This window comes from Chryseobacterium sp. FG46, from assembly GCF_057809135.1.
In genome coordinates, this window is the sequence record NZ_JBMDJJ010000001.1 from 14045 (window position 1) to 40050 (window position 26006).

Annotated in this window: 26 protein-coding genes and 1 riboswitch; of the genes, 14 read left to right on the top strand and 12 right to left on the bottom strand. The window is 36.1% G+C overall.

Going from position 1 to position 26006, the window contains the following annotated elements; all coding sequences use genetic code 11:
* Positions 1-2 precede the first annotated feature (2 nt).
* The 3 genes from ACODR7_RS00065 (at position 3) to ACODR7_RS00075 (ending at position 3749) form a co-directional block, all read left to right on the top strand.
* On the top strand, positions 3-1937 hold the full coding sequence (locus tag ACODR7_RS00065; RefSeq protein WP_488836258.1) for a transglutaminase family protein: 1935 nt from the start codon (positions 3-5) through the stop codon (positions 1935-1937).
* 92 nt (positions 1938-2029) lie between these two features.
* Positions 2030-2854, top strand: coding sequence for an RsiV family protein (locus tag ACODR7_RS00070; RefSeq protein WP_488836260.1), 825 nt, complete (start codon positions 2030-2032; stop codon positions 2852-2854).
* A gap of 43 nt (positions 2855-2897) precedes the next feature.
* Complete coding sequence (locus tag ACODR7_RS00075) at positions 2898-3749, top strand: diacylglycerol/lipid kinase family protein (RefSeq protein ID WP_488836727.1); 852 nt, start codon at positions 2898-2900, stop codon at positions 3747-3749.
* Positions 3750-3868: 119 nt separating this feature from the next.
* On the opposite strand, the gene ACODR7_RS00080 is transcribed toward ACODR7_RS00075, so the two are convergent.
* Both ACODR7_RS00080 and ggt read right to left on the bottom strand, forming a co-directional pair.
* The gene (locus ACODR7_RS00080) at positions 3869-5149 is read right to left on the bottom strand and encodes a dicarboxylate/amino acid:cation symporter (RefSeq protein ID WP_488836262.1); all 1281 of its coding nucleotides are present in this window, start codon (positions 5147-5149) and stop codon (positions 3869-3871) included.
* 170 nt (positions 5150-5319) lie between these two features.
* The gene (gene ggt / locus ACODR7_RS00085) at positions 5320-7008 is read right to left on the bottom strand and encodes a gamma-glutamyltransferase (protein WP_488836263.1); all 1689 of its coding nucleotides are present in this window, start codon (positions 7006-7008) and stop codon (positions 5320-5322) included.
* A 203-nt stretch (positions 7009-7211) separates the two neighbouring features.
* Between ggt and ACODR7_RS00090 the strand changes: the two genes are divergently transcribed.
* Together ACODR7_RS00090 and ACODR7_RS00095 are read left to right on the top strand one after the other, a co-directional pair.
* The gene (locus ACODR7_RS00090) at positions 7212-8177 is read left to right on the top strand and encodes an NAD-dependent epimerase/dehydratase family protein (protein WP_488836265.1); all 966 of its coding nucleotides are present in this window, start codon (positions 7212-7214) and stop codon (positions 8175-8177) included.
* Between the two features lie 84 nt (positions 8178-8261).
* Positions 8262-9014, top strand: a complete 753-nt coding sequence (locus ACODR7_RS00095) for a polysaccharide deacetylase family protein (protein ID WP_488836267.1) — start codon at positions 8262-8264, stop codon at positions 9012-9014.
* Between the two features lie 99 nt (positions 9015-9113).
* Here the strand turns inward: ACODR7_RS00095 and ACODR7_RS00100 are convergent, their stop codons facing one another.
* Together ACODR7_RS00100 and ACODR7_RS00105 are read right to left on the bottom strand one after the other, a co-directional pair.
* On the bottom strand, positions 9114-10319 hold the full coding sequence (locus ACODR7_RS00100; protein ID WP_488836269.1) for a metallophosphoesterase: 1206 nt from the start codon (positions 10317-10319) through the stop codon (positions 9114-9116).
* Positions 10320-10383: 64 nt separating this feature from the next.
* On the bottom strand, positions 10384-11457 hold the full coding sequence (locus ACODR7_RS00105; protein ID WP_488836271.1) for a 3-oxoacyl-ACP synthase III family protein: 1074 nt from the start codon (positions 11455-11457) through the stop codon (positions 10384-10386).
* A gap of 101 nt (positions 11458-11558) precedes the next feature.
* Between ACODR7_RS00105 and ACODR7_RS00110 the strand changes: the two genes are divergently transcribed.
* From ACODR7_RS00110 to ACODR7_RS00145, 8 genes are all read left to right on the top strand, one after another.
* Entirely contained in the window at positions 11559-12128 is a 570-nt protein-coding gene (locus ACODR7_RS00110) for a hypothetical protein (protein WP_114820567.1), read from the top strand.
* A 3-nt stretch (positions 12129-12131) separates the two neighbouring features.
* A complete protein-coding gene (ubiE, locus tag ACODR7_RS00115; RefSeq protein ID WP_488836273.1) occupies positions 12132-12863 on the top strand; it encodes a bifunctional demethylmenaquinone methyltransferase/2-methoxy-6-polyprenyl-1,4-benzoquinol methylase UbiE in 732 nt (243 codons plus the stop codon).
* Positions 12864-12866: 3 nt separating this feature from the next.
* Positions 12867-13649, top strand: coding sequence for a type IX secretion/gliding motility protein PorT/SprT (gene porT / locus ACODR7_RS00120; protein ID WP_034695972.1), 783 nt, complete (start codon positions 12867-12869; stop codon positions 13647-13649).
* The gene (locus ACODR7_RS00125; protein ID WP_488836275.1) at positions 13642-14091 is read left to right on the top strand and encodes a hypothetical protein; all 450 of its coding nucleotides are present in this window, start codon (positions 13642-13644) and stop codon (positions 14089-14091) included. The genes porT and ACODR7_RS00125 overlap by 8 nt, the downstream gene beginning before the upstream one ends.
* Positions 14091-14378: a cell division protein ZapA gene (locus ACODR7_RS00130; protein ID WP_034695967.1), complete on the top strand. Its 288-nt coding sequence runs from the start codon at positions 14091-14093 to the stop codon at positions 14376-14378. The genes ACODR7_RS00125 and ACODR7_RS00130 overlap by 1 nt, the downstream gene beginning before the upstream one ends.
* Positions 14379-14611: 233 nt before the next feature.
* Complete coding sequence (rny, locus tag ACODR7_RS00135) at positions 14612-16177, top strand: ribonuclease Y (RefSeq protein ID WP_076597039.1); 1566 nt, start codon at positions 14612-14614, stop codon at positions 16175-16177.
* 73 nt (positions 16178-16250) lie between these two features.
* Complete coding sequence (locus ACODR7_RS00140; protein ID WP_488836278.1) at positions 16251-17492, top strand: MFS transporter; 1242 nt, start codon at positions 16251-16253, stop codon at positions 17490-17492.
* Positions 17493-17660: 168 nt separating this feature from the next.
* Positions 17661-17843, top strand: a complete 183-nt coding sequence (locus ACODR7_RS00145) for a hypothetical protein (protein WP_089695591.1) — start codon at positions 17661-17663, stop codon at positions 17841-17843.
* 111 nt (positions 17844-17954) lie between these two features.
* Here the strand turns inward: ACODR7_RS00145 and ACODR7_RS00150 are convergent, their stop codons facing one another.
* From ACODR7_RS00150 to ACODR7_RS00170, 5 genes are all read right to left on the bottom strand, one after another.
* Positions 17955-18587, bottom strand: a complete 633-nt coding sequence (locus ACODR7_RS00150) for a hypothetical protein (protein ID WP_488836280.1) — start codon at positions 18585-18587, stop codon at positions 17955-17957.
* Between the two features lie 191 nt (positions 18588-18778).
* Positions 18779-19714, bottom strand: a complete 936-nt coding sequence (locus ACODR7_RS00155) for a YeiH family protein (RefSeq protein WP_488836282.1) — start codon at positions 19712-19714, stop codon at positions 18779-18781.
* A gap of 129 nt (positions 19715-19843) precedes the next feature.
* Positions 19844-20719: a LysR family transcriptional regulator gene (locus ACODR7_RS00160; protein WP_488836283.1), complete on the bottom strand. Its 876-nt coding sequence runs from the start codon at positions 20717-20719 to the stop codon at positions 19844-19846.
* 180 nt (positions 20720-20899) lie between these two features.
* Entirely contained in the window at positions 20900-22207 is a 1308-nt protein-coding gene (locus ACODR7_RS00165; RefSeq protein WP_488836285.1) for a voltage-gated chloride channel family protein, read from the bottom strand.
* A 31-nt stretch (positions 22208-22238) separates the two neighbouring features.
* Positions 22239-22306: riboswitch (Fluoride riboswitch) on the bottom strand.
* Positions 22307-22445: 139 nt separating this feature from the next.
* The gene (locus tag ACODR7_RS00170; RefSeq protein WP_047432118.1) at positions 22446-22913 is read right to left on the bottom strand and encodes an acyl-CoA thioesterase; all 468 of its coding nucleotides are present in this window, start codon (positions 22911-22913) and stop codon (positions 22446-22448) included.
* Positions 22914-23034: 121 nt separating this feature from the next.
* Here ACODR7_RS00170 and ACODR7_RS00175 point away from each other — a divergent pair, with 121 nt between their 5' ends.
* The gene (locus tag ACODR7_RS00175) at positions 23035-23391 is read left to right on the top strand and encodes an arsenate reductase family protein (protein ID WP_076594217.1); all 357 of its coding nucleotides are present in this window, start codon (positions 23035-23037) and stop codon (positions 23389-23391) included.
* A gap of 123 nt (positions 23392-23514) precedes the next feature.
* Here the strand turns inward: ACODR7_RS00175 and gcvT are convergent, their stop codons facing one another.
* From gcvT to idi, 3 genes are read right to left on the bottom strand one after another with little or no spacing between them, the layout of a single operon-like run.
* The gene (gene gcvT, locus ACODR7_RS00180) at positions 23515-24591 is read right to left on the bottom strand and encodes a glycine cleavage system aminomethyltransferase GcvT (RefSeq protein WP_488836288.1); all 1077 of its coding nucleotides are present in this window, start codon (positions 24589-24591) and stop codon (positions 23515-23517) included.
* A 9-nt stretch (positions 24592-24600) separates the two neighbouring features.
* A complete protein-coding gene (locus tag ACODR7_RS00185; protein ID WP_076594219.1) occupies positions 24601-25074 on the bottom strand; it encodes a hypothetical protein in 474 nt (157 codons plus the stop codon).
* Positions 25074-25583: an isopentenyl-diphosphate Delta-isomerase gene (gene idi / locus ACODR7_RS00190; protein ID WP_110367290.1), complete on the bottom strand. Its 510-nt coding sequence runs from the start codon at positions 25581-25583 to the stop codon at positions 25074-25076. The genes ACODR7_RS00185 and idi overlap by 1 nt, the downstream gene beginning before the upstream one ends.
* Positions 25584-26006 lie beyond the last annotated feature (423 nt).

Here is a 26006-nt window from a genome sequence, read left to right on the forward strand (position 1 = left end):
CCATGAAAAAAATTATAGTATTGCTTCTTTGCTCTGCTAATACAATATTGATCAATGCTCAGAAGAAATATGAATTTCTGAATCCTCCTAAATTTAATGATGCAGATTTATCTAAAGCAAAATCTTTATTAGATGAAAATGCTCCGGCCGAAATTTTATACAAATCTGCTTATTTTATGGTGGATGCCAATACAGGCAATCTGCACAAAAGATATTTTTACAGAGTTAAGATTTATAATAAAGATAAAGCTGAAGACTGGTTGAATCTTGAAATTCCTATTTATAATGTTGGAACCAACAGAGAATCACTAGGGAAATTCAAAGCTTTTACCTATAATCTTGAAAATGGAACTACGATTCCTGTAAAAGTGGAAAAAAGTTCTCAATATAAAAGTAAAGAGAATAAATATGTTACTTTAACAAAATTTGCTTTTCCAAGCGTGAAAAACGGATCAGTCATAGAATATCAATATGAAATAATATCTCCGTTTCGATTTATGATTCCAGAAGTATTGATAGAATCTGATACTCCTTCACTGAATACGGAATATGTTTTTGATACGCCCATCAATATGTCTTATAATGTAAACTATACGGGAGGAATCAGCCCCAAGTATAGAGAAATGGAAGAAAGATATCTGTACGGAGCTCAATACAAAACCTTTAGGTTTGCTTATGAAAATCTGAATGGTTTTAAAACTGAAAAATTTGTAAGAAACGATAGAAATTTCAGAACAAAAATCAGCGCTGAGTTAAATTCTACTAATTTCGGCGAGCTTAAACTGTATTCATCTTCATGGGATCAGATTGCAAAGAGATTGTACGATAGTGAGGATTTTGGAGGTGAAATAAAAAGAACAAAACTGGCAAAAGAAAATATGCCGGCAGGAGTTTTGGAAATGAAAACTGACCTTGAAAAAGCAAATGCTATCTTTTCATATGTTCAAAAGACTTTTACCTGGAACAAAGATAAAGGTATTTATACCGAAGATGGAATTAAAAAGCTGTTGGAAACTAAAACGGGGAACGCTGCAGAAATCAATCTTTTTCTGGTTATGATGCTTCGCGAAGCTGGTCTTAAAGCAGATCCGTTGGTTATTTCTACAGTAGAGAACGGATTGATCAATCTGGTATCACCTAATATTTCCAATATGAACTTTGTTTTGTGTGCAATTAATATAGATAAGCAGCTGCATATTTATGATGCTACCTCTAAACAGTCTTCATTAGATGAAATACCTCTTAAAAACTGGAATCAATATGGAATTCTTGTGACGAAAGATAAAGCGCTGCAGATTCAAATGTCCAATTTGAAATCCAGTAATACTTATCTTACCGCGAATGCCAGGATCAATGATGACGGAAGTATTTCCGGTACCTATTCGGATAAAGATACTGGCGCATACGCAATGCATGCTAAAGATAACTACGATGATAACGCAGAAAAATATAAAAAACAGTATAAGGAAAATTTCTCAATAGATTTCACGGATATCAATTCAAAAGTGCTGGAAAATGGAGATTTTGAAAGCAGTATGAAATTCTCTTCATCTAACCTTATTGACAGAGTTGGGAAGAAAATGATTATCAATCCGATGTTGTTTTTAAGTAAAAATTCTAATGAATTTGATCAAACTGAAGTAAGAAAATATCCTATTGATTTCGGATCCCCTATAACCAGGATAAAAAAAGTCTCTCTTGAAATTCCTGAAGGATACGTGATAGAGGAAATGCCTAAAGAAAAAAGAATTGTTACTGAAGATAAAGAAATAGCATATACCTATTCTGTAGAACAAAAAGGAAATATGCTGGAGGTGACTACGACTACAAAAATTGGCAGTTCAGATTATCCGAAAGAATATTACCCTGCATTTAAGCAAATCTGGAGTGTTGCTTCGAAATTTGAAAATCAGGTAATCAGTCTTGTAAAAAAGTAATGTTTAACGTGATTTTAAAAAAAAATAAAACTTTTTCAAAAACCATTCATCTTTTGAATGGTTTTTGCATTTAATACCAAAAAAATAGAATTATGAAAAATACGATTGCTGTTATAGTATTATCTTCTTTCCTGGCAGTTACGGCCTGTAAAAAAAATGAAACAGCGGGATCAGCAGAAAAAACAGAAAACAAAGCCACTGAAGAATTTGTGGTAGACTCCGTAAAAGTCAACGATTCTACAAAAATTACAGACTCTTTAAAAGTGAGCTTTACTTCAAAACTCCTTGTTTTCCCTACTTTAAAAGATAAAAAACTGTTAGACAGCATCTATTTCCAGAATGAAAAGATTAAAGATTTTTCCAAAGCCGGTCTTCAGGCTTATCTGGATAATGAAAAAAATAATTATTTCAATTCTGTAAAAAATGATAATAAAGATTGGGCATCAGATGTTACTTATGCTCAAAACTGGTATTCAAGCTCACATATGAATCTTGTTTCTAATACCAATGGTTATATGCATATTCAGTATTTGGGGAGCGGGTATGAAGGAGGAGCACATGATAACTACGGATTTTCCGAAAGGGTTTTTGACCTTAAAAACAATAAAAAATTAGAATTGAAAGATATTACTTCAATGCCTAAAAATAAAATTGAAGCCATTCTGATGAAAAATATTGATAAAATGAATAGCGGTACGATGGATGGAGAGGGAGAAGTGAAGAACTCTGAAATGCTTTTAGTGGATAAAATTCCGGCATCTGATAACTTTTACTTTGATGATAAAAACCTGTATTTTCACTACAGCCCCTATGAAATTGCTGCTTTTGCCGCCGGAGACATTACAATTCCGGTTTCATGGGAAGACCTGAAAGGTACATTAAATACAGAATTTAAAGAAAGAATGAAAATTAAATAAATTAATGCTTCCAGTTTTGGAAGCATTTTTTAATTTTGTGGTAATGGACAACGTTGCTTTTATTATCAATCCTTTTTCGGCCAAAAAAAACTATCAGCCGTTTTTAAACGAACTTAAAACAAAGGTTAATAACCCATTGTATTATGTGTCAGAATCTATTCCCGGAACAGAGGAATTTATTAAGTCTCATTTTGAAGAGGTAGATATTTTTGTGGCAATAGGAGGGGATGGTACTATTTCTACGGTGGCTAAAAATCTTATTTATACAGATAAAATTCTGGCAATTTTTCCCGCAGGTTCTGGAAACGGATTTTCCAATGAAACACAATTCAGTAAAAATCTGGATGAACTTTTAGAAAAAATAAAAGCCAAAAACTCCCGAAAGATTGACACATTTACTGTGAACGAAAGGCTTTCCATTAATGTATCGGGAACGGGATTTGATGGTAAAGTGGTTAAAGAGTTTGAGAAAACAAGCCGTGGATTCAAAAACTATATCAAAGTTTCCCTGAAAACCTTTTTCAATTACAAACCCATCAAGGTGAAATTTTTTGATGATGAATATCAGCAGTATAATGGAAGGTATCTGATGATGAATATCGCCAATACCCGCCAGTTTGGTAACAACGCCTATATTGCTCCGAAGGCCAGTAAAAGTGATGGTTTGGTCGATATGGTTCTGGTAAAAAAGTTTCCGTTAACTTATTCTGCACTTTTTGCTTTCCGTATGTTTACCAAAAGACTGAAAGATGATGAATATGTTACCTATCTTCCAGTTTCTGAAATATCTTTTAAAGTCAATACCAAAAACTGGCATCTTGATGGTGAGTTCAATAAGATCAAATCACCAATTCATGTTAAAGTACAGCCGGCGAGTTTGAATATTTTGATTTAAAGTTCAAGGTTTAAAGTTTTGGGTTGGTTAATGATTGAGGAATATTCTGATTTTCTAAATTGACTATTGACATTATTTATTCAATTCCTGCAACCTAAAACCTGTTATCTGCAGCCTATCTAAACTTCGAGCTTTTTCTCTACTTCAGCAGGATGATCCAGGCAGTATTGAAGCTGTTTTTTATCAAGCTGTTTTTCCCAGTTGGCCACTACTACAGTAGCTACGGAATTTCCAATTACGTTGGTCAAAGCTCTGCATTCGCTCATGAACTTATCAATTCCAAGAATTAAGGTCATTCCTGCAATCGGAATTTCAGGAACTACGGCCAGTGTTGCTGCAAGGGTAACAAATCCTGCACCTGTAACGCCAGCTGCCCCTTTTGAACTTAACATAGCCACCAAAAGAAGCATCAGTTGCTTTTCAATAGGAAGATGAATATTTAATGCCTGCGCAATAAAGAGAGAAGCCAGCGTCATATAGATATTCGTTCCGTCAAGATTGAAAGAATATCCGGTAGGAACTACAAGACCTACAATAGCCCTTGAACAGCCAGCTTTTTCAAGTTTTTCCATAATTCCGGGAAGAGCAGACTCTGATGAGCTTGTACCCAAAACCAGAAGAAGCTCTTCTTTAAGATAGAAAAGGAGTTTAAAAATATTAAATCCGTTATACCATGAAACTGCTCCCAATACCAGAACGACAAAAAGGATAGACGTAATATAAAATGTACCTACCAGGAATATAAGATTCAGAACAGAATGAAGGCCATATTTTCCGATGGTAAATGCCATTGCGCCAAAAGCTCCGATTGGGGCCAGTTTCATCAGCATATGAACAATTTTAAATACCGGAGTTGACAGGTCCTGTAGAAAATCAGTTACTTTCTGGCTCTTTTCTTTTGTTAAAACCAAAGCAACTCCCATTAAAATAGCCACCAAAAGAACCTGAAGGATATTTTCGCCCACCAACGGACTGAATAATGTCTCCGGAATAATATTCATAATGAAACCCGTAAGAGTAGATTCATGCGCTTTTGCCTGATACTGTGAAACATCACCCGAAAGAGTAGAAGGATCAATATGTAAACCATGACCCGGCTGTAGAATATTTCCTACTAATAATCCGATGATAAGAGCCAGAGTTGAAAAGGTGAAAAAGTAGATCATTGCTTTGATTGCAATTCTGCCCACTTTTTTCAAATCGGTCATGTGGGCGATTCCCAAAGTAAGCGTAATGAAAATGACCGGAGCGATAATCATTTTTACCAATTTGATAAATCCGTCTCCCAACGGTTTCATTTTTTCACCTAGTTCAGGATGAAATTTTCCAAGAAGAATACCCGCAATAATGGCTATAATCACCTGGAAATAAAGCTGATTGTATATTTTTTTTGCTTTCAAAGAACAGTCGTTTTGTTTTTTTAAGAGGGAAAATTAAGAAAATTTATCTAGAAACATGACAAAAGTCACTGAAAAGAATCTGTAGAGCTTGTTTTCTAAAATGCTTAAAAAAGCTTGGGCTTCATTCAAAGAATGAAGCCCAAGTCACAGTTTTTATTAGTTTGTATAAATTATTCCACTGCAACAGAATCATCTCCACGGCCGTCTGCAACAGCATGGATATTTCCGTTTTCATCAAGAACAATCATTTCCGTTTTTCCAATATACTTTGTCTTTTCGATGATGTAATTTTTACTTTTCAGTTCAGAAATAGTACTTTCCGGAAAGTTGTTTTCAACCGTTATGGTTTCCGGAAGCCACTGGTGGTGGAATTTTGGTGCATTGACAGACATATTCGCATTCAGTTTAAAATCTACCACATTCACAATGGATTGATACACTGAAGTCGGGATTGTAGTTCCTCCCGGTGTTCCCACTACCATATAAGGCTTTCCTTTCTTAAGAATAATGGTGGGAGTCATAGAAGAAAGCATTCTCTTGTTAGGTTGTATTGAATTGGCTTCACCGCCTACTGCTCCAAACATATTCGGTACACCTGGTTTGATAGAGAAATCATCCATTTCATTATTTAAAAAGAATCCGGCTCCCGAAACAAGAACTTTACTTCCATAGTATCCATTAAGTGTGGTGGTTACAGAAGCGGCATTTCCATCTTTATCCAATACGGAAATATGAGTAGTCTGCATAGATTCTTTAGGTTGTTCTATAATCTTACCGACTTCTGCGCTTGGAGTTGCCTTATCAAAACTGAAGCTTTTCCATCTTCCTTTCAGATATTCATCCGAGATCAGATAAGAGGTTTTATCCTGAATAAAATCCGGATCACCCATATATTCTGCTCTGTCTGCGTATGCTCTTCGTTCTGCTTCCGTCATAATCTGAACGGCTTTTGCAGAGTTTTGCTGGTACTTTTCAAGATTTTCAAAACCAGCCATTTTGAGCATTTGCGCAAGAAGAACTCCACCGCTTGAAGGTAAAGGCATGGTAACAACATTATTTCCTTTATAATCAAATTCCAGTGCTTTTCTCTCAGCAACTTTATAATTTTTAAGATCTTCCAGGGTGATAATTCCGTTGCCTCTTTTCATTTCAGCAACCAGAAGATCAGCTGTTTTTCCTTCGTAGAAACCTTTAGCACCTAGTTTTTGGATCAGCTTTAGTGTTTCTGCTAAATCTTTTTGAACCAGAAGATCCCCTGCTTTCCATGGAGTATCTTTTACAAAGAGAATAGAAGATTTATTATGTTTCTGGAATTTTTCCCTTTGGCTGTTCAGCATGTCTGCTTCCTTGTCGGTGATGGCAAATCCTTTTTCAGCAAGATCAATCGCAGGCTGGATAATTTTTTCCATAGGAAGTTTGCAGTATTTCAGTGTCGCAAAAAATCCTGCTACGCTTCCCGGGATTCCTACTGCCAGCCTTCCGTTTTGGGAAAGATCTGTATCTGCTTTTCCTTTTTTATCAATGTACATGTCCCTGGAAGCTTTTTTCGGAGCCGTTTCCCTGTAATCCAGTGTAAATTTTTCACCGTTATTTTTCACACCTACCAAAAATCCTCCTCCTCCGATATTTCCAGCTTGCGGATACACAACAGCAAGGGCGTATTGTGTTGCGGTAACAGCGTCATATGCATTTCCGCCCATTTTTAAGATTTTGGCTCCGGCTTCACTGGCTAATGGATGTGCGGAGACCACAACACCTTTGTTCTTTACCTGTACTTCTTTGATGATATTGATGTCAGTAAATTGAGCCCAGCTGAGCTGTGCCGCCAAAAGCATCGAAGCAATTAAAATCTTCTTCATATGATTGTTTTTTTCTTACAGCAAAATTATTGAATTTTAAGTTAATGTCAGCTTGTGATGATTGCATTTGATTATTTCTATTGTTCAGGAAAATTTTCACTGGCTATCAGTATTTTTTAGCAGAGAAATGTTTTTAAATGCACCTTTTTTATTATGGTTGACATGTTTTTTTTACTTTTGTAGAATTCTAAAAAATCTGAAAAATGGAATCCTATACGGAAAGAATACTGATTACAGGTGCCTTGGGACAAATTGGTACCGAATTGACGAACAGACTTGTTGAAATCCACGGAGCGGAAAATGTTGTTGCTTCAGGATTGGACAGATGGCAGGAAGGAATTACTTCTGCCGGACACTATGAAAGAATGGATGTTACCAACACCCAATTGGTAAGACAGGTGATCAAAGATTACGATATTACTACAGTGTACCATCTGGCATCGCTTTTATCCGGAACTTCGGAAAAGCAGCCGATTTTTGCGTGGAAACTGAATCTTGAACCATTGCTTCATTTTTGTGAAATGGCAAAAGAAGGGCTTCTTAAAAAGATCTTCTGGCCAAGTTCAATTGCTGTATTTGGGAAAGGAATTCCAAAGCATGATGTAGGACAGGATGTAGTGTTGAATCCAACAACTGTTTACGGGATCTCTAAAATGGCAGGGGAGAAGTGGTGTGAATACTATTTCGACAAATATGGTGTAGATGTAAGAAGTATCAGATATCCTGGATTGATCTCCTGGAAAACTCCGGCAGGAGGTGGAACTACCGACTATGCCGTTGAGATTTTCTATAAAGCAATTGAAGACGGAAAGTATACCAGTTTCATTTCAGAGAATACAGGAATGCCGATGTTGTATATGGATGATGCCATCAACGCAACTTTGAAATTAATGGATGCTCCCAAAGAAAGTGTAACAGTTCGTTCTTCCTATAATTTGGGTGGAATGTCATTTACTCCAAAAGAACTGGCAGAAGAAATCACAAAAGAAATTCCGGATTTTACGATCGATTATAAGCCGGATTTCAGACAGGCAATTGCAGATTCATGGCCGGCTTCTATTGATGATTCAGTCGCTAAAAAAGACTGGGATCTTACTTATGATTTCGGGATTTCTGAAATGACAAAAGATATGATCAAGAATCTGAGAGTGAAATTAGGTAAGGATTAATAATGTAAAGTAACGCTTTAATTAATAATTGTTTTAACATCTGATTTTTAATATTTTATAGAATTTATATAAATTTTAATTTAAATGATATTATTGACTTTTAACATCACATGTATCGAAGCTGAAGTGAAAAACGGCTTCCAGATTACTGCTGATGAGAGACTGAAAATTACAGAAGATAATACCAAAGCGATTCTTAGAATTTTAGATATTCATGATGTCAAATCAAGTTTTTTTATAGAGGTTTCTCTTACCGAAAAACTTCAGAATTTAATAAAAGCAATTTCATCCAAAGGGCATGAAATTGCTTTTTACAATAAAGGGTCAAATCCGAAAGAAATAGAAAATGCCAAGAAGAATATTCAGGATCTTTTGGAAAAACAGATCAGGGGAATCCGTCAGAAAGATGTAAAAGTTTCTCAGGAAATTTTGAAGCTTATGGAATTTAATTATGTTTCCAATATCGACAATGCCAATATTCTTTTCCCCTTCAAAAGACTCAAAAGAGATACCGAAATTACAGAAGAGGACGGATTGAGTATTGTTCCGGAAAGTATCTCTCCATACAGTCAGCTGCCTTATAATGATTTTGTATTTCAGATTCTGCCGATGAAGTATTATCAGAATATGGTGCTGGAAACTTTGCAGAATGAAGAATTTGTACTGATCTATCTGAACACATGGCAGTTTACAGATTTCAGGAAATACCGTTTTGATATTCCTTTTTACCGAAGCATATTTTCGGGCAAAAAAATGGAGGACAAATTAGATGCCCTCCTCACTTTTCTCAATAATAGGGAAATGGCTACTTCCCGTATGAAAGATTATATTTTTTAGGTGTTAGTAGGCAGATATTAGGTTGCCGGAATTAGGGATTTTGTGTTTGAGAGTTTAACATGGTAGATAACCAGGAACCAAAACAACCGGCATCCCTTATTAACTCAACTCAAAAAGTGTAATCTCTGGTAATACACCCACTCTTCCCGGATAACCCAATACCCCGAATCCTCTGTTGACATACAGCAGCTTTCCTTCACTTTCGTATAAATCTGCCCATTTTGGATATTTGTATTGTACCGGTGACCATTTTACGTTTTTAAGATCCAGACCAAACTGCATTCCATGGGTGTGTCCCGAAAGAGTCAGGTGGATATTGGCAGGATGTTTTTTTACCACATAATCAAAGTGGGTAGGGTCGTGGCTCATTAAAATCTTAGTGGCAGATTCAGGTATGCTTTTTAAAGCATCATCAATTTTTCCAAACTGAGGAAAGGGTTTTAATCCCCAGTTCTCAACGCCTAGAATGTATAACTTTTCTCCGTTTCTTTCGATGATTCTGTGTTCGTTTCTCAGCAGATCAAAACCTGCTTGTTTTTCATAACCAATTAAGGTGTCAAGATTTTCTTTTTTGGCAGCTGGTGATTCCCAGGTTACGTAATCTCCGTAATCATGGTTTCCCAATACTGCAAATTTGCCATCTTTAGCCTTTATTTTTGAAAACAAAGGGATAAAAGGTTTAAACTCGTCCGCAACGTTATTTACCATGTCTCCGGTAAAGAGTACAAGGTCGGGATTTTGTTCGTTGATCAGCTCAATGGCATGCTCTAATTTGCCGGGATCAGAGAAACTTCCGCTGTGAACATCAGAGATCTGAATGATTTTGTAGCCTTTGAAGCTTTTCGGAAGGTTAGCAAAATTAACTCTTACTCTTCTCACTTTATGTCTGTACTTTCCAAATGTAATTCCATCGATAAAAAGAGCTGACAGAACACCGCTCATTCCCAATCCAACCAGGCTCAGGAACTTTCGTCTTTCCGGGAAGAAATTTTCCGATGGTTTGGCAAAGCCTATCAGGTAGCCTCCGGTTCTGATAATATCATCAATTAATAAAAACAGAACCACAAAAATTTTCGGAAGAATGAAAATCAAAAATAATGAAATCATGATCTGAGCCCTTACCATGCTTTTGTCTGATCTTTGGTAGTGGGTAACTTCATATGCGAAAATTCCATACACAATTAAAGATATGATCCAATATCCGATTCTGATCCAGGAATTATCGGTAAGTGTTCTGATAGCCTGATAAATATACACTTCCAGAAAGAGGAAGATTCCGGCGATGATTAAAAAATTCTTTTGCATGTTCTGATAAAAAAAGCACAAAGAATAAACTTCCCTGTGCTTTATATTTTTAATGTTTTAAATATTACTTTTTAGGAAATCTATAAACAATAGCATTGATGTTCATTCCGGCACCTACCGAAGTCATCACAATGTTACCATTATCTTTAAACGATTGACCCTCCATTTTTCCTTTAATTATTAAATCATACATGGTAGGAATTGTTGCTACAGACGTGTTTCCAAGATCCTGGATCGTCATAGGAGAGATGGCATGATCATATTCTTTCACATCATAAAGCCTGTGAAGTCTCTCAATCATTGCATAATCCATTTTGGCATTCGCCTGGTGAATTAAGATTTTATCTATATCTTCAATAGAAAGGTCTGCATCTGTAATGGTATCTTTAATCGCAACCGGTACATTTTTAAGCGCGTACTCATAGATTTTTCTTCCTAACATTCTTACATAAAGACGTCTCTGATCTACTTCTTTATTGATGGAAGGCTGGTTTTCAAGATAGTTTAATTCCGGTCCGTTGTCACAAATAGTGTTGTGAGCAATAATCCCTACATTCTCTTCATCCGTTGCTTTTACTACTACAGCTCCTGCGCCGTCTGCAAAGATCATTCTGTTTCTGTCATGTGGATCTGTTACTCTGCTTAAAGTTTCTCCTCCGATAACAAGAATTGTTTTGGCTACTTTAGCTTTAATAAGGTTATCCGCCAAAATCATTGCTTCTACCCATCCCGGACATCCGAAAAGCATATCGTACGTTACGCATTTTCTGTTTTTGATTCCCAGTTTATTCTTCACTCTGGCTGCCATTGTAGGCATAAAATCAGCATATCCGTGTTCTGTAACTTCCCCGAAATTGCTTGCATAGATGATATAATCCAGTTCTTCGCCGTCTACTTTTGCATCCTCAAGGGCGATTTTTGCAGCTTCATAACCGATTTGTGAGTTGGAAAGATCATCCTCAATGAATCTCCTGTTTTCGATTTCTGTAATCTCTACAAATTTCGCAATGGTCTCTTCCACAGGCTTTTCAATCTTTACCCCGTCTTCAGTATAAAACTCGGAATTCATGAAGTAATCTCTACCAATAACTCTGTTCGGAATATAAGATCCAGAGCCAATAATGATCGTATTCGGCATTCGTTTATATGATTTTTTTAAAGATGCAAAGTTAATAATTAATATTAATAACGGAGAATTAAAAATATTATTAAATTTGCAAAAATTGTACTTTACAATCTATGAAAAACAACTCGTCCTTAAAAGGCTTACTTATTGCAGCTGTGGCATTTATCGTTGCCTTTGGGATCTACTTCCTTTTTTTAGCCAAGAAGAATTATTATGTGGTAGATAATCCTACCCCGAATACGTATTACTTTAAGATCAATAACGGATCTGAAGGAATTATTTCCGCGGGGCAGTATGTGCATGTGGATCTGAATAAAGGGAAAAACTCTATTCAGGTTTTTGATCAGAACAAAAAAATGCTTTACGATTCGGCATTTGAAGTGAATAAACTTCGTGGTCTGATTAATATTACTCATCAGGATTACTATGTAAATGATCAGTATTATGGATATAACCTTAAAAAGGATTCATTACTGGCTCATCTTGATAAAACTGTTATTGACGGAAAGGATTATTACGGAGGAGCAAGACGCTTCAATAAGCTTTACACAGAAGATTTTTATTACAATGTAGATGAAGATTATGACAAAGTGATCAAAAATATCCAGAAAGTGGAATCACGATCTAAAATCTTCAGAAAGCAGGATTACCTAAATTATTACAAAGAATATTACAAGTTTTAAGTTTTGACAAAAGATATCACCAAAGTAACTCCCTACAATTCAGAGGCTACAAAAAAGAGCCAGGTAGAGGATATGTTCGACAATATTGCACCGAAGTATGACCTTCTGAACCATGTTTTATCCATGAAAATTGATGTTTTGTGGAGGAATAAACTGGTAAGATGGATGAAAAATGATAATCCGCAGGAAGTGCTGGATGTGGCTACAGGAACAGGAGATCTGGCAATTACCATTGAAAAAGGAACCGGTTCTAAAGTAGTTGGATTAGATTTATCACAACAAATGCTGAATGTTGGCGTTATTAAAATAAAAAAACTTAAATTAGACGGCAAAATTTCCATGCAAAAAGGAGATGCAGAAAATTTACCTTTCGAGGACAATAGATTTGATGCTGTTTCCGTTGCATTTGGAGTAAGGAATTTTGAAAACCTTACCAAAGGTTTGGCAGAGTTAAGAAGAGTAGTTAAAGATAACAAGAGTGTTTATATACTGGAGTTTTCAAAGGTTGAGGGTTTCATGGGACCATTGTATATGTTTTATTTCAAAAATATATTGCCTGCCATCGGCAGATTGGTTTCTAAGGATAATAGGGCGTATACATACCTTCCGGATTCTGTAAATGCTTTTCCTTTCGGGGAGAAGATGAAGCAAATTCTTTTAGATACGGGATTTAAGAAAGTTGAATATAAAAAATTAAGTTTAGGTATAGCCACAATTTATAAAGCAACAAAGTAACCTATGAATAAATTTCTATTAAAAGCACTGGTTTTAACCTCAGTAAATGTTGCCGTTTTTGCGAACGCGCAATTCAGAACCCGAAACAGAATGGACAAGTTGGAAGATTTCGACGAACAGAAATTCAGTTGGGGTTTTTATTTGAACGGGAACAGACTGGATTACCGCATTGTTTTGCATCCGAAATATGGGATGAATGATAATGAAAACCTTGTTACCTCTAAGGAAAGTTATAGTTTCGGTGCCGGGCTTATTGCAAAATGGAGACTGAATGACTATCTTGATGTAAGAGTAGAGCCGGGGTTACAGTTTGCACAAAGACAGTTGACTTTTAATACTCAATCCAATGACATTTATGCGGGTGGATCTTTAACCAATCCTCCTTTTATGCCATTCCCTTTACAGGAAAAGGATAAAGTAAGAGAAATTAAATCTACCTTGATTGATATTCCGGTACTTCTGGAACTTCATGGTCAAAGATGGTACAATTCAAGACCTTACGTTGCTGCAGGGGTGAACTATGTTGTAAACCTTCAGTCTAATTCAAGTTCTACAGATGACAATATGCAGGGAATCTACAGATCTACAACACATAATTTTGCATGGTCTGCAGAAATGGGAATTCAGTTTTATTTCAACAAATTTAAACTGACTCCTGCTGTAAGAGGAACATTCTTCATGAACAATGAGAAAGTGGCAGATAATGCTACTACACCTCCTTACTGGTCATCTGCAATTTCTACACTGCAGACAAGAGCGGTAATGTTCGTTCTGAAATTTGAATAAAAAATTATGTATAGAAAAATACACTGGAGGTGCGCTGGCGCCTCCTTTTTTATTGTTATATCAAAATATAGAGTGTTTTATTTTTGTTAGTGTTATTATTTTTTTATTTTTGCTTTTAGTTAGAATATACAAACCTGAAATGCTTCAAGATTTAGAAAACAATTTTTCAGAATTAGAGAGAAAGATTTCGACTCTGCAAAAGAACTATAAAAATCTTACGGAAAATTTAAAAGAATTAAATATTGAGCATCAAGAGTTGAAGAAGAAGTATGATGAGGAAAGAAGAAAGAATCAGGTATTAGCAGAAGAACAAAAAAATATAAAACTTTATTCAGCAATATCAGGAAATCCTGAACACAATAGGTTAATGAAAAACCATATCAACCGATTGGTGAAAGAAATTGATTTCTGTATTGCTCAGCTTCAAAACAGTGGATTATAATGGAGGTAAGGAGAATAACCGTCAACATTGCAGGAAGAGTGTATCCGCTGAACGTACCGGCAGCAGAGGAAGAAACTTTGCGTAAAGTAGGGAAGCAGATCGAGAATATGATTAAAGATTTTGAACAAAATTTCGATGTAAGAGATAAACAGGATGCTTTGGCAATGTGCGCCCTTAAACTGGGAACCAATGCAGAAGTAGTTTCTCTGAATTACGAAAAAAATATTAATTCAACCAACGAAAGATTAACGCAGATTAATCAGTCGTTGAATGAAATCGGGAAATAGATTTTTTTCCTGAAAAGTTACTGCCTACAATAATTCTAACACATTAAAGGTAAACTCAACGCTAAACAAATACCGAACAAATGTCCATCGAATGGCGTGCCGGATTTCCGGATTACAGACAGTGGAAATCAGTTCAAATCGTGTTGATTAGGAGTTTACTCTCAATCTCTGGATTATTGTGGGCTTTTTTATTTAACAAAGGATATGAATACAATTAAAACTCAATATAAATTATGATAGAAGTTATAGTCGGTGTTGTTTGTTTAGTAATTGGAGCTGTAGTGGGAATATTTTTTTCCAAAAGTTCTCTGAATACTAAAGCAAAATTCATCATAGATGATGCAAAGAAAAATGCCGAAAACCTTATAGAAAAAGCTAACGTACAAGCTGAATCCATAAAGAAAGAAAAGAACCTTCAGGCTAAAGAAAAATTCCTGGAACTGAAATCACAGCATGATGCTGATATTCAAGCCCGCGAAAAGAAAATGCAGGAAGTTGAAAAGAGAACGAAAGACAAGGAACACAAGCTGAATGACGAACTTAGCAAGACGGGCAAACTTGAAAAAGATTTAGATAAGCAGATTGCAGATTACGCTAAGAAAAACGAAATTCTGGAAAGAAAACAGCAGGAATTGGATATCGCAACTGCGAAGAAAGTAGAAATACTTGAAAAAATCTCTAATTATACTGCTGAAGAAGCTAAAGCTGAATTAGTGGAAACCATGAGAGCAGAAGCGAAAACAAGAGCGCAGGCACATGTTCAGAGTATCATGGAAGAAGCTCAGCTGAATGCCAAGAATGAAGCAAGAAAAATTGTTATTCAAACGATTCAGAGAATTGGAACCGAGCAGGCTATCGAAAATTCAGTGTCAGTTTTCAACATTGAGTCTGATGAGGTAAAAGGTAGAATTATCGGTAGAGAAGGTAGAAATATTCGTGCTTTAGAAGCAGTAACAGGAGTAGAAATTATTGTTGATGATACTCCGGAAGCTATTCTTCTTTCATGTTTTGACCCTGTAAGAAGAGAAATTGCAAGACTGTCCCTTCACAGATTGGTTACCGATGGTAGAATTCACCCGGCAAGAATTGAAGAAGTAGTAGAAAAAACAAGAAAACAGATCGAGGAGGAAATCATTGAAGTGGGTAAGAGAACGATCATTGATTTAGGAATCCACGGATTGCACCCTGAACTGATCAAAATCGTTGGTAGAATGAAATACCGTTCTTCTTACGGACAAAATTTACTGCAGCACTCAAGAGAAGTAGCCAACATCGCTGCAACAATGGCTGCTGAGCTAGGATTAAACGTAAAACTGGCAAAAAGAGCAGGTCTTTTACACGATATAGGTAAAGTTCCTGAGCAGGAATCAGAATTACCACACGCTCTTTTAGGAATGCAGTGGGCTGAGAAATACGGTGAAAACCCAGAAGTAGTAAATGCGATTGGAGCTCACCACGACGAAATTGAAATGAAGTCATTATTATCTCCGATTATCCAGGTAGCCGATGCGATCTCAGGAGCAAGACCGGGAGCAAGAAGACAGGTATTGGAATCTTATATTCAGAGATTAAAAGACCTTGAATCTGCTGCGTTAAGCTTTGATGGAGTATCCAGTGCTTACGCAATCCAGGCAGGTAGAGAACTGAGAGTAATGGTTGAGAGCGGAAAAGTAAATGATGAAGTAGCTTCTCAGCTTTCTTACGACATCTCCGAGAAAATCCAGAATGAACTGACGTATCCGGGACAGGTAAAAGTAACAGTAATCAGAGAAACGAGAGCTGTGAATATTGCCAGATAATAATCAGAAAAAGATATTTGATAAAAACCTTTCAAGAAATTGAAAGGTTTTTTATTTTTATCAAAACTTAAAAATGCAAGAACTGTCCCTGTCTTCAAAACTGAAGTACATTTTTTCTATTCCCGTTATTATTTCCGCCTTAGGCTATTTTGTAGATATTTATGACCTCCTTTTGTTCGGAATTGTTAGGATTCCCAGTTTAAAGGCATTGGGGCTTAATCCTGATGCAGACGGAACCTTTATTCTGAACTGCCAGATGGTTGGGCTGCTCATAGGAGGTGTTTTCTGGGGGATTTTCGGAGATAAAAAAGGGAGACTTTCTGTTCTTTTTGGATCTATTTTAGTGTATTCATTAGCCAACATCGCCTGTGGCTTTCTTCCTTATTTTCCAAAAGAGCATTTGGTGTACCAATATGCCGGGTTAAGATTCATTGCAGGTATAGGGCTTGCCGGAGAGCTTGGAGCGGGAATTACGTTGGTTTCTGAAAGTCTGCCGAAGAACTTAAGGGCAATCGGAACCTCGGTTGTTGCAGGGTTCGGATTAATGGGGGCTGTGGTAGCCCAGCTTACCGTAGAACTGGCCGGAGGTTGGAATATCTCTTACATCATTGGCGGAATAATGGGAATCTTACTTTTGCTGTTAAGAATCAGCGTATCCGAATCCGGAATTTATAAAAATATTGTACATAAAAATGTTTCCAAGGGGAATTTTCTATCTTTTTTTACCAATAAAGACCGGTTGGTAAGATATTTAAAATGTATTGCGGTAGGATTACCTACATGGTACTGCATAGGGATTCTGGCTGTGTTAGCCAATCAGTTTGGTCCTGAATTAGGAATAAAGGATATTAACCCCGGAAAAGCAATTATGTGGGCTTATATAGGTATTTCTGTGGGTGATCTCTTGAGTGGTTTTATTTCCCATGCTTTAAAATCAAGGAAAATGGCCATCTTTTATATGCTGATTTTTACCCTGATTGGAGTGGTATTCATGTTATTCGGAAATACCAATACGGAAACAAAATATTACCTGTTTTGTGTATGGCTGGGATTTGGAACAGGATATTGGGCCATGTTTGTGACCCTGGCGGCAGAACAGTTCGGAACGAATATCAGAAATACAGCAACCACCACTGTTCCCAATATGGTAAGAGGATTGGTGCCGGTAATGATATTTGCTTTTGATTCCCTTAAAGGTCATTTCGCGGTGGTGGAAAGTGCTGCCATAGTAGGAGTGGTAGTATTCGGGCTGGCATTTTATTCTTCACTTACCATTTCAGAAACCCACGACAGAGATCTTGAATTTACAGAATAATTTAAATTGTTTAATAAATAATATATTGATAATCCTTGTTTTGGATGTAATAATTAAGTTATAATCAATAATTTATTAATTTTTATATTGATTTTTGTTGCGAGTAATTAATATTTGTTTAACTTTGGGAAGTAACTAAAACTTTATTTTTAATCAAAACTAAACTACATGAACATTATGAAAAATGCTAAAAAACTGAGAAAACAAGACTTGAAAAATATTACTGGAGGAGTAAGCGGTAAGCCGGATTTATCTCTTTGCGGATGCAGCTGCTCTGGTGCTGTAACTGGTCCTGATTATTGCTCAATATACATAGGCTGTCCACAGGTTTATACTTGTGGGGAGATCTAAGAAATTATTTTCAATACGAAATAAACATTTCCACATTTAATATGCAAAAGCCTTTTGGAGTTTCAAAAGGCTTTTGTTATTCAAAGGTTTAGGCTGGATCTTATTATTTCCTTATCCCCCCAAAGCCACTACAGAAATCTGAGCTGAGGTAATGGAAGAAGTTCTGGTGTAATCAGTAGTAAGTTTGAAAGTATCACCAGGGTTTAAATATACTACATAGGTGAAATTCTGATTAGTTGATTGTGTTCCAGGAAGATATCCGTTGAATATAATATTTACGACAATGTTGTTGACTAATAGGCTAACAGCCGATGATCCGTCAGTTGGATTATTCATACTGATATCTTTGTTTACGGTTGCTGTAATTTGATAATATCCCTGTTTTAAAGCTGTATATACACCGGTAGCTGAGGCATAAGTAAAATTATTAAGAAGCGGATTGGTATTAAAAATAACAGTTGCTTGTAAGTTCGCAGCAATATTAGAGCTTTTTGTTGTTTTACTTCCTATTACCGAAGTGCTGGGAATAAATAAACTGCTGTTTACTTTTAATACCCCGTTGGGATCTGTAACGACCAATTTGTCTGTAGAATCAGTACTGATGTTTGAATTGATATCCCTTATTCTGATATTTCCACTGGCTACATCTACAGATTCTGTAGGCTGTGCTGTCTTTATACCTATCTGTGAAAAGGCAAGTCCAGGTAGTAATATAAATGACAGGTTTACAATTGTTTTTTTCATTTGTTGTTTTTTTAGAAATAAAAATCATTCTGATTGCGAATTTATATAATACCTTCGAAAACGTAATAATAAAAACATACATCAAATATACATCACTTATCTATGATTTATTAATAGGTGCTTTTTTTGAATAATGATGTACATGAAGCGAAACAACTAGATCAAGAAAAAAATATAAACGACAGAGATAATTATCCTATAATATAGACCAGACTTCCTGTACTGATAACAACCCATAGAATTACTGCGACTAATAAAGGTTTTAATCCTATTGATCTCAACGTTTGAATAGAAAGGGTAGAACCAATGAAAAATAAGGTCAGATTCAATCCTGATTTTGCCAAAACTGTAATGGAGGCACTGAAACGGTCAAGAAACGGGAAGTAAGTATTCAAAAGAATCGCTACAATAAAATAACCAATAAACCACGGAATCTTTATTTTGGAATCTTTACTTTTAAAAATAAACATGGTAATCAACGAGATAGGTATGATCCATAAAGCACGGGCCAGTTTTACAGTAGTTGCAATTTTCAAAGCTTCATCTCCATACTTACTGGCGGCACCTACTACAGAACTTGTATCATGAATTCCTACTGCACACCAAAGTCCAAACTGCTCCTGGGAAAGATTCAGAAGATGTCCTACGGCAGGGTAAATGAATAATGCAATAGAATTTAGGGTAAAGACGATCGCCAGGGCAAGAGAGATCTGCTTGGTGCTTGGTTTAATAATAGGAGATACTGCTGCAATAGCGCTCCCTCCACAAATAGCTGTTCCAGCAGAGAGAAGATAGGATAAAGGTCTTTCCAGTTTAAATACTTTTCCCAGAAAATACCCCAGAATCATGACTGTAAAAATACTTACAACCGTTAATAGTAAACCTGTTTTTCCTGCGTGAAGTGCTTCATCCAGTTTCAGCCCGAATCCCAGCCCAACAATTGAAATCTGCAACAGCAAATGGATATAATGATGCAGATGTTTTTCAAAAGGATTTCCTATGAGAACAGCCAGCACAAATCCTAAAGTCAGGGCTATAGGTGAAGATATAAATGGTGTAAGACATAAAACTGCCAATACAATAAAAAAAACTTTCCGTGTCGTTTCATTTTGAATGAAATCTTTCATAATGCGAACTTTTAAAATCTGCACCAAAATTCCGGAAAATAGTATTACAAAGTAAATTGTATTTCGTTATGTCGGATAACTAAAAGTTATATCTTTGCTTATCACTTATCACTTATCACTTATCACCTGTCATTCTGCAAATCTCAGGAAAAGTTTGATCAATTCAGACTGGTCTCCTTTAGGTAAGATAAAATGAAAATCTCTTTCAATACTGAAATTTTTAATATCAATAACGGTCAATATATTGTTTTTAAGCTCATTCAGGATGGTGCTGATGGAAAGAAATGCCATACATTCCGAGTGAAGAAGGTAATTTTTAATGCTTTCACTGCTTCCCAGCTGCATGACGGTATTCAGCTCATGGATATTAATTTCTTTTTCTCTGAGTCTGTTTTGTATAAACTCTAAAGTCCCGGAACCTTGCTCTCTGAAGATAAGATCCACTTGATAGAGATCTTTTAAATGCAATGTCTTATGAGCAAGAGGATGATCTGACTTTGCGACAAGAACAATTTCATCGGGCTTAAAAGTTTTATACTCGAAATAAGAAGACTGTGATTCACCTTCAATAATTCCTACATCAATTTTTTCTTCTTTTAAAAGCGTTGAGATTGTTTCTGTATTTCCTGTAATAAGTTCAATCTTAATATCTTTATAATAAGAATTGAATTTGGCTAAAATTTCCGGTAAAATATACTGTGCTACAGTTGTACTTGCCCCGATAATCAATTTTCCTTTATGCTGCTGACTGATCTGGCTGATCTCAAATTCCATGTCACGGTAGATATTTCTGATCTTCTCTGCATGCTCAAACAAAATTCTTCCGCTTTGAGTCAGTTGGATAGAAGTTCCTTTACGGTCAAATAATTTAGCGCCTATCTGAGTTTCAATCTCTTTAATATGCTTAGTAACAGCGGGTTGTGAGATGTGTAGCTCTTCTGAAGCCTTCGTGAAGCTTAATCGGGTAGCCACCGTGTGGAAAACTTTTAATCTGTAATCGAACATGGGGTAAAATTACGAATTAAAGTTGGAAATGGAGTGAGGGAGTTGGGGAGTTGGGGAATTTGAGAGTAATGAGATGCGGATTATGAGCTTCGGGATTTTAAGTTTGAGAGTTGGAGAATTCGAGAGTTTTAGGGTTTCGGGATACGAAATCCATACCTCACATTTCGCATCCCGAAACCTTTATAAAAAATCCGAAATAGATCTGTCCTGCTGGTTTTCAAACCTCCTGTTTTTTGCCTCTCCAATCTTCTGTTTTGTATAAATACTGTTATGTCCTGAGAGAAGATAAGAAACTACACAGGCGATGGCTACATACACACCAGATTCTGCTCCGAACAATTCAATTCCCATCAGCATACAGGCCAATGGAGTATTGGTTGCTCCGGCAAATACAGCTACAAATCCCATTCCTGCCAATAATCCGAAAGGCAGAGGAATAAACAGAGACAAAGCACTGCCTAATGTAGCTCCGATAAAGAACAAAGGAGTAACTTCCCCACCTTTGAATCCGGCTGAAAGCGTCACAATGGTAAAGATCATTTTTAAAGCAAAATCATACAACGGAAGCTGCTTTTCAAAAGATTCTGCAATCACAGGGATTCCTAATCCAATATAGCGGGTTGTACCCATTGCAAAAACGGCAAGTGCAATAATAGTTCCTCCCACAACAGGACGAAACGGAGGATATTTGATTTTTGATTTGAAAAGTGAACCCATCCAGTGGATGATTTTACTGAAAGAAGCAGCGCTGATTCCAAAAGCTATTCCCGCCAGAATACTATATAAAATTGGTAAAAACTCAAGTTTAGGAATAAAATCAATATGATAATGGGTATGTTGCACATTCCAGAGTTTGGTAGCCCAGTCCGCCAGAATTGCAGAAGCAAATGCCGGAAAGATCGCATTGTAGCGAATTCTTCCCATCAGAAAAACCTCAAGACCAAAAACAGCGCCGGCCAGTGGTGTTCCAAAAACAGAACCAAATCCAGCTGCAATAGCTGCAATAATCAATATTTTTCTTTCGTTTCTGTCAAGTTTAAAAGGTCTGGTAAGCTGATCGGCAATAGCCCCTGCCATTTGAAGTGCGGTTCCTTCACGGCCTGCTGAACCTCCGAAAAAATGAGTTGCAATTGTCCCCAGATAAACAAAAGGTGCCATTTTGAAAGGAATGATTCCCTTAGGCTCATGGATTGTATCAATCAGCAAATTGTTTCCGGCCTCAACATCTTTCCCGAAGTAATAATAAAGAAGTCCTATCAGAAATCCTGCAACAGGAAGTAAAGCAATCAGCCAGAGGTGATTTTCTCTGAAATTAGTTGCCCATTCTAAAGATTGAAGAAACCCTGCAGAAGCTGTTCCTACCAAAGCACCAATAATGATACTGATACACAGCCATTTTAAAATATAAGGAAGCGCCGGAAATTTTCTGAAGAAAAAATGAGTATGAAAAACTGCTTTTTTAACAAGTGTTCGTTGATTTTTTGACATAATACTCCTGATTAGTTATTTGTTAATAATCTTTTAATCAGGCGTCATCAGCTTTTGTAAAGCGGTTGGGTAAGGAAGAACACCATTTCCTTTGATAGTGCAAATATAAAAAGAAGAATTTGTTTTTCAAAAAGAATTTCTTGGTTGCTGGTTGTTTTCGGGCTGCTGATTACCCACAAACTTTAAATCTTAAACTTTGAACATTTAACTCTTAAACCCAAACTCCGCATCTCACGCCTTACAAAAAAGGCTTCATCTCATCTTCAATCTGTGTTCTCAGCTCCATCAGGCGTTTTGCATATATTTCTTGTTGTTTCTCTTCTTCTGTTTCCGGTATCCATTTCGGTACAGGCAGCTTTTTTCCATTTTCATCTACGGCAACAAATACGATTATACAATGCGTTTTCTTCTCGAAGTTGGGCTGTTTTAAATTTCTTGAAAAAACATTGATGGCGATATGCATGCTTGAAGTTCCGGTATAGATCACCTGTGCGTCTACTTTTACAACTTCACCAATTTTAATGGGATCATAAAAACGGATTCCACCTACATATACTGTGACAGAATAATTACCGCTCCAGGTTGTCGCGCATGCATAACCGGCCTGGTCAATCCATTTCATGACACTTCCTCCATGTACATTTCCTCCGTAATTAACATCTGAAGGTTCCGAAATAAACTGAAAGGTAATAGGCTTGTTCTGCATCTTTATAAAATTTGAATAAAGTTATTTAATAATTTCCAAAGTTTTAGATTAAATCCTACTTTTGATAGACGAAACTTTTAATGAAAGAGAATTTTAACCAATAACAGATTTAGAAACAGTAATGAAGAAAGTATTTTATCTCAACACCTGTGATACCTGCAGAAAAATTTTAGCCCAATTTGATCTTACAGACTGGGAACTTCGCGAAATAAAAAAAGAGCCTGTCACGAAAGAGGAATTGGCAGAAATGCATAAGAAAACAAAATCATACGAAGCATTGTTCAGCAAAAAATCTACTCAGATCAAATTGAGAGGGCTGGATGTGAAATCATTGACAGAAAAAGATTTTAAAGAATTATTGCTGGATCACTATACATTCCTTAAAAGACCTGTCTTTATAACAGACAAAGAGATTTTTGTTGGAAATGATAAAAAGAATGTGGAAGAATTGCAAAAGTTCTTTGGTGTAAATGAATAAATTTAACTGGAAACTGATTTTGCAAATAATAAACCTTACAGGTTTTTAAAACCTATAAGGTTTGGGTATAAACCCAAAAGAGGCTGTGATTTGTTCACAGCCTCTTTTGGTTATTTTTTTCAATTATACAAAAGGTGCTTTCACCACTTTTGCAGGAATGTTCTTGTTTCTTACCTGAATAAAGATTTCAGACCCTAATTTGAAGTGAGGTTTGTCCACATAAGCAAGGCCCAAACCTACTTTTTTCATTGGAGACTGTGTTCCGGAAGTTACTTTTCCGATTACATTTCCTTCTGCATCCACTACAGGATAGTCGTGTCTTGGAACTCCTTTATCTGTAAGCTCAAAACCAACTAATTTTCTTGTAATACCTTCTTCTTTCTGTTTTGCGAAAACATCTTTAGAAACGAAGTCTTTATCAAACTTAGTGATCCATCCTAAACCAGCTTCAATAGGAGAGGTAGTATCATCGATATCATTTCCGTACAGGCAGAATCCTTTTTCTAATCTTAAAGTATCTCTGGCAGCCAATCCGCAAGGAATGATCCCTTCTTCTTTACCAGCTTCCATTACAGCATCCCAAAGTTTTTCAGCACTGGCATTGTTGAAATAAATCTCAAAGCCTCCGCTTCCTGTGTATCCTGTATTTGAAATGATCACATTATTTTCTCCGGCCACAGTTCCTACTGTAAAGTGGTAGTAAGGAATTTCTGAAAGGTTTACATCTGTAAGCTTTTGAAGGATTTCAGTAGCTTTAGGCCCCTGAACTGCCAATAAAGACATCTCATCAGAAGCGTTGGTCATTTTAGCTCCGAAAGTGTTGTATTTTGAAATATGATTCCAGTCTTTGTCGATGTTGGATGCATTTACTACCACAAAATATTTGTCATCTTCCATTTTGTAAACGATAAGGTCATCTACAATTCCTCCGTTTTCGTTCGGAAGACAAGAATACTGTGCTTTTCCGTTTTCAAGTGCATCTACATTATTAGTAGTTACATACTGCAAAAGATCTTTTGAACCTGGTCCTTCGATGAAAAACTGTCCCATGTGGGAAACATCAAATAATCCTGCTTTTTCTCTTACGGCAAAGTGCTCTTCTGTAACCCCTGAGTATTGAACAGGCATTTCAAAACCTGCGAAAGGTACGATCTTAGCTCCCAAAGAAACATGTTTGTCGTACAAGGCTGTTTTCTTCATATTTAATTTTTATTTCTTTATTTTAAAACTGTTAAAAGTCTCATTGAATAAGGTCATATAGTTTCCGTTCCAGAACTTCTGGCCACAATTGATGGAAACTAAATATAAGTTTTTGTCTTTCTGAAAAGCTTTGGTGATCCAGAACAGCTTCTCTTTTTCATCGAAATGTTCATAGAAATATTCTGTATACCCTTTCTGGCTCTTCTTTTCTTTTACTTTTTTCTCTTCATCATGGGATTGATAAAGGGCCAGAATGAATTTTTTTACTTCTTCCTTGGGCAGGGGAAGGTCATGATATTCCGAAATGGTAATAGCTCCAATCTGGCTGGTAGGGAAAATGTTGATAATCTCACTGTCATTAGTGGATTTCCAGCCTTCAGGAACATTGATAGAGTAATTCGGAGTGTCAAATACACCTGCTTTTTGGGCAAAAAACAGACTTCCTGTCAAAAGAGCAGAAAAGAACAATATTTTTTTCATCATTAAAAATGGTGTTTATATTCTTCGAGGATGATTTTAAACCATTCCGTAAAATTTTCAGGATGTTCGGAAATTTCCTTGTCCAGCTCTTCCATGGAAATGAATCTTACTTCTTCCACTTCTTCTTTATTTAAATTGAAATCAGCTTCATGACTTCCCACAAACACATGATCCAGCTCGTGTTCCCACAGACCACCGCCTACATCTGCTTTATAAATAAAATTGAATTTTTCTGAAAGTTCTGCTTCAATTCCCAGTTCTTCCTTCAGTCTGCGTACTGCTCCTTCCTGATAAGTTTCCCCTTCTCGCGGGTGTGAGCAAACCGCATTGGTCCATTGGTTGGGAGAATGATACTTTCCTGACGCCCGTTTCTGAAGAAGCATTTCTCCTTTACTGTTGAAAAGAAATACAGAAAAAGCACGGTGTAACAGGCCATTGATGTGAGCCTGCTGTTTTTCCATCAGTCCTAAAACTTCATCTTCAGGGTTTACTAAAACGACAAATTCTTCCATTCCTACAAATGTAAGAGTAATAAATGTATTTTGGAAATTTTTAGATAAACATCATGCTTTTTATAATAATGATAACAAGATAAAAGGAAACACAAAAAGTAAAGGGTAAAATTATCATTCTCCGATTTGTTTTATCTGCAATCCTGATTTACTTTGAGGTTGTTTAAACTTTATGTTCATTATTTTAATCACAAAAGGCACAAAAGTTTTCAGAACCAAGCCTTATGCGTAACAAGTACACCTAAGTTTTGTGAAAATCTTTGATTTTCATCTTGTGTAAACTTTTCTGCGGTATCATTTTAAATTTAAACTTACTTAAGTAAACTCAAGTGTTTTAAGAAAAATTAAAAACGAAAAATTTTAACTATTTTGCGTGAAATAACGAATAAATTATTGATATTATTCTCTGGATACTATTTTCTA

Coding starts and splice junctions, on each gene's coding strand:
- ACODR7_RS00150 (WP_488836280.1), bottom strand. CDS start 18,587: ATGAAAAAAACAATTGTAAACCTGTCATTTATATTACTACCTGGACTT.
- ACODR7_RS00110 (WP_114820567.1), top strand. CDS start 11,559: ATGAAAAACAACTCGTCCTTAAAAGGCTTACTTATTGCAGCTGTGGCA.
- ACODR7_RS00170 (WP_047432118.1), bottom strand. CDS start 22,913: ATGCAGAACAAGCCTATTACCTTTCAGTTTATTTCGGAACCTTCAGAT.
- idi (WP_110367290.1), bottom strand. CDS start 25,583: ATGGAAGAATTTGTCGTTTTAGTAAACCCTGAAGATGAAGTTTTAGGA.
- ACODR7_RS00140 (WP_488836278.1), top strand. CDS start 16,251: ATGCAAGAACTGTCCCTGTCTTCAAAACTGAAGTACATTTTTTCTATT.
- ACODR7_RS00130 (WP_034695967.1), top strand. CDS start 14,091: ATGGAGGTAAGGAGAATAACCGTCAACATTGCAGGAAGAGTGTATCCG.
- ACODR7_RS00065 (WP_488836258.1), top strand. CDS start 3: ATGAAAAAAATTATAGTATTGCTTCTTTGCTCTGCTAATACAATATTG.
- ACODR7_RS00100 (WP_488836269.1), bottom strand. CDS start 10,319: ATGCAAAAGAATTTTTTAATCATCGCCGGAATCTTCCTCTTTCTGGAA.
- ACODR7_RS00160 (WP_488836283.1), bottom strand. CDS start 20,719: ATGTTCGATTACAGATTAAAAGTTTTCCACACGGTGGCTACCCGATTA.
- rny (WP_076597039.1), top strand. CDS start 14,612: ATGATAGAAGTTATAGTCGGTGTTGTTTGTTTAGTAATTGGAGCTGTA.
- porT (WP_034695972.1), top strand. CDS start 12,867: ATGAATAAATTTCTATTAAAAGCACTGGTTTTAACCTCAGTAAATGTT.
- ACODR7_RS00095 (WP_488836267.1), top strand. CDS start 8,262: ATGATATTATTGACTTTTAACATCACATGTATCGAAGCTGAAGTGAAA.
- ACODR7_RS00165 (WP_488836285.1), bottom strand. CDS start 22,207: ATGTCAAAAAATCAACGAACACTTGTTAAAAAAGCAGTTTTTCATACT.
- ACODR7_RS00175 (WP_076594217.1), top strand. CDS start 23,035: ATGAAGAAAGTATTTTATCTCAACACCTGTGATACCTGCAGAAAAATT.
- ACODR7_RS00070 (WP_488836260.1), top strand. CDS start 2,030: ATGAAAAATACGATTGCTGTTATAGTATTATCTTCTTTCCTGGCAGTT.
- ACODR7_RS00105 (WP_488836271.1), bottom strand. CDS start 11,457: ATGCCGAATACGATCATTATTGGCTCTGGATCTTATATTCCGAACAGA.
- ACODR7_RS00185 (WP_076594219.1), bottom strand. CDS start 25,074: ATGATGAAAAAAATATTGTTCTTTTCTGCTCTTTTGACAGGAAGTCTG.
- ggt (WP_488836263.1), bottom strand. CDS start 7,008: ATGAAGAAGATTTTAATTGCTTCGATGCTTTTGGCGGCACAGCTCAGC.
- ACODR7_RS00145 (WP_089695591.1), top strand. CDS start 17,661: ATGAACATTATGAAAAATGCTAAAAAACTGAGAAAACAAGACTTGAAA.
- ACODR7_RS00090 (WP_488836265.1), top strand. CDS start 7,212: ATGGAATCCTATACGGAAAGAATACTGATTACAGGTGCCTTGGGACAA.
- gcvT (WP_488836288.1), bottom strand. CDS start 24,591: ATGAAGAAAACAGCCTTGTACGACAAACATGTTTCTTTGGGAGCTAAG.
- ACODR7_RS00075 (WP_488836727.1), top strand. CDS start 2,898: ATGGACAACGTTGCTTTTATTATCAATCCTTTTTCGGCCAAAAAAAAC.
- ACODR7_RS00155 (WP_488836282.1), bottom strand. CDS start 19,714: ATGAAAGATTTCATTCAAAATGAAACGACACGGAAAGTTTTTTTTATT.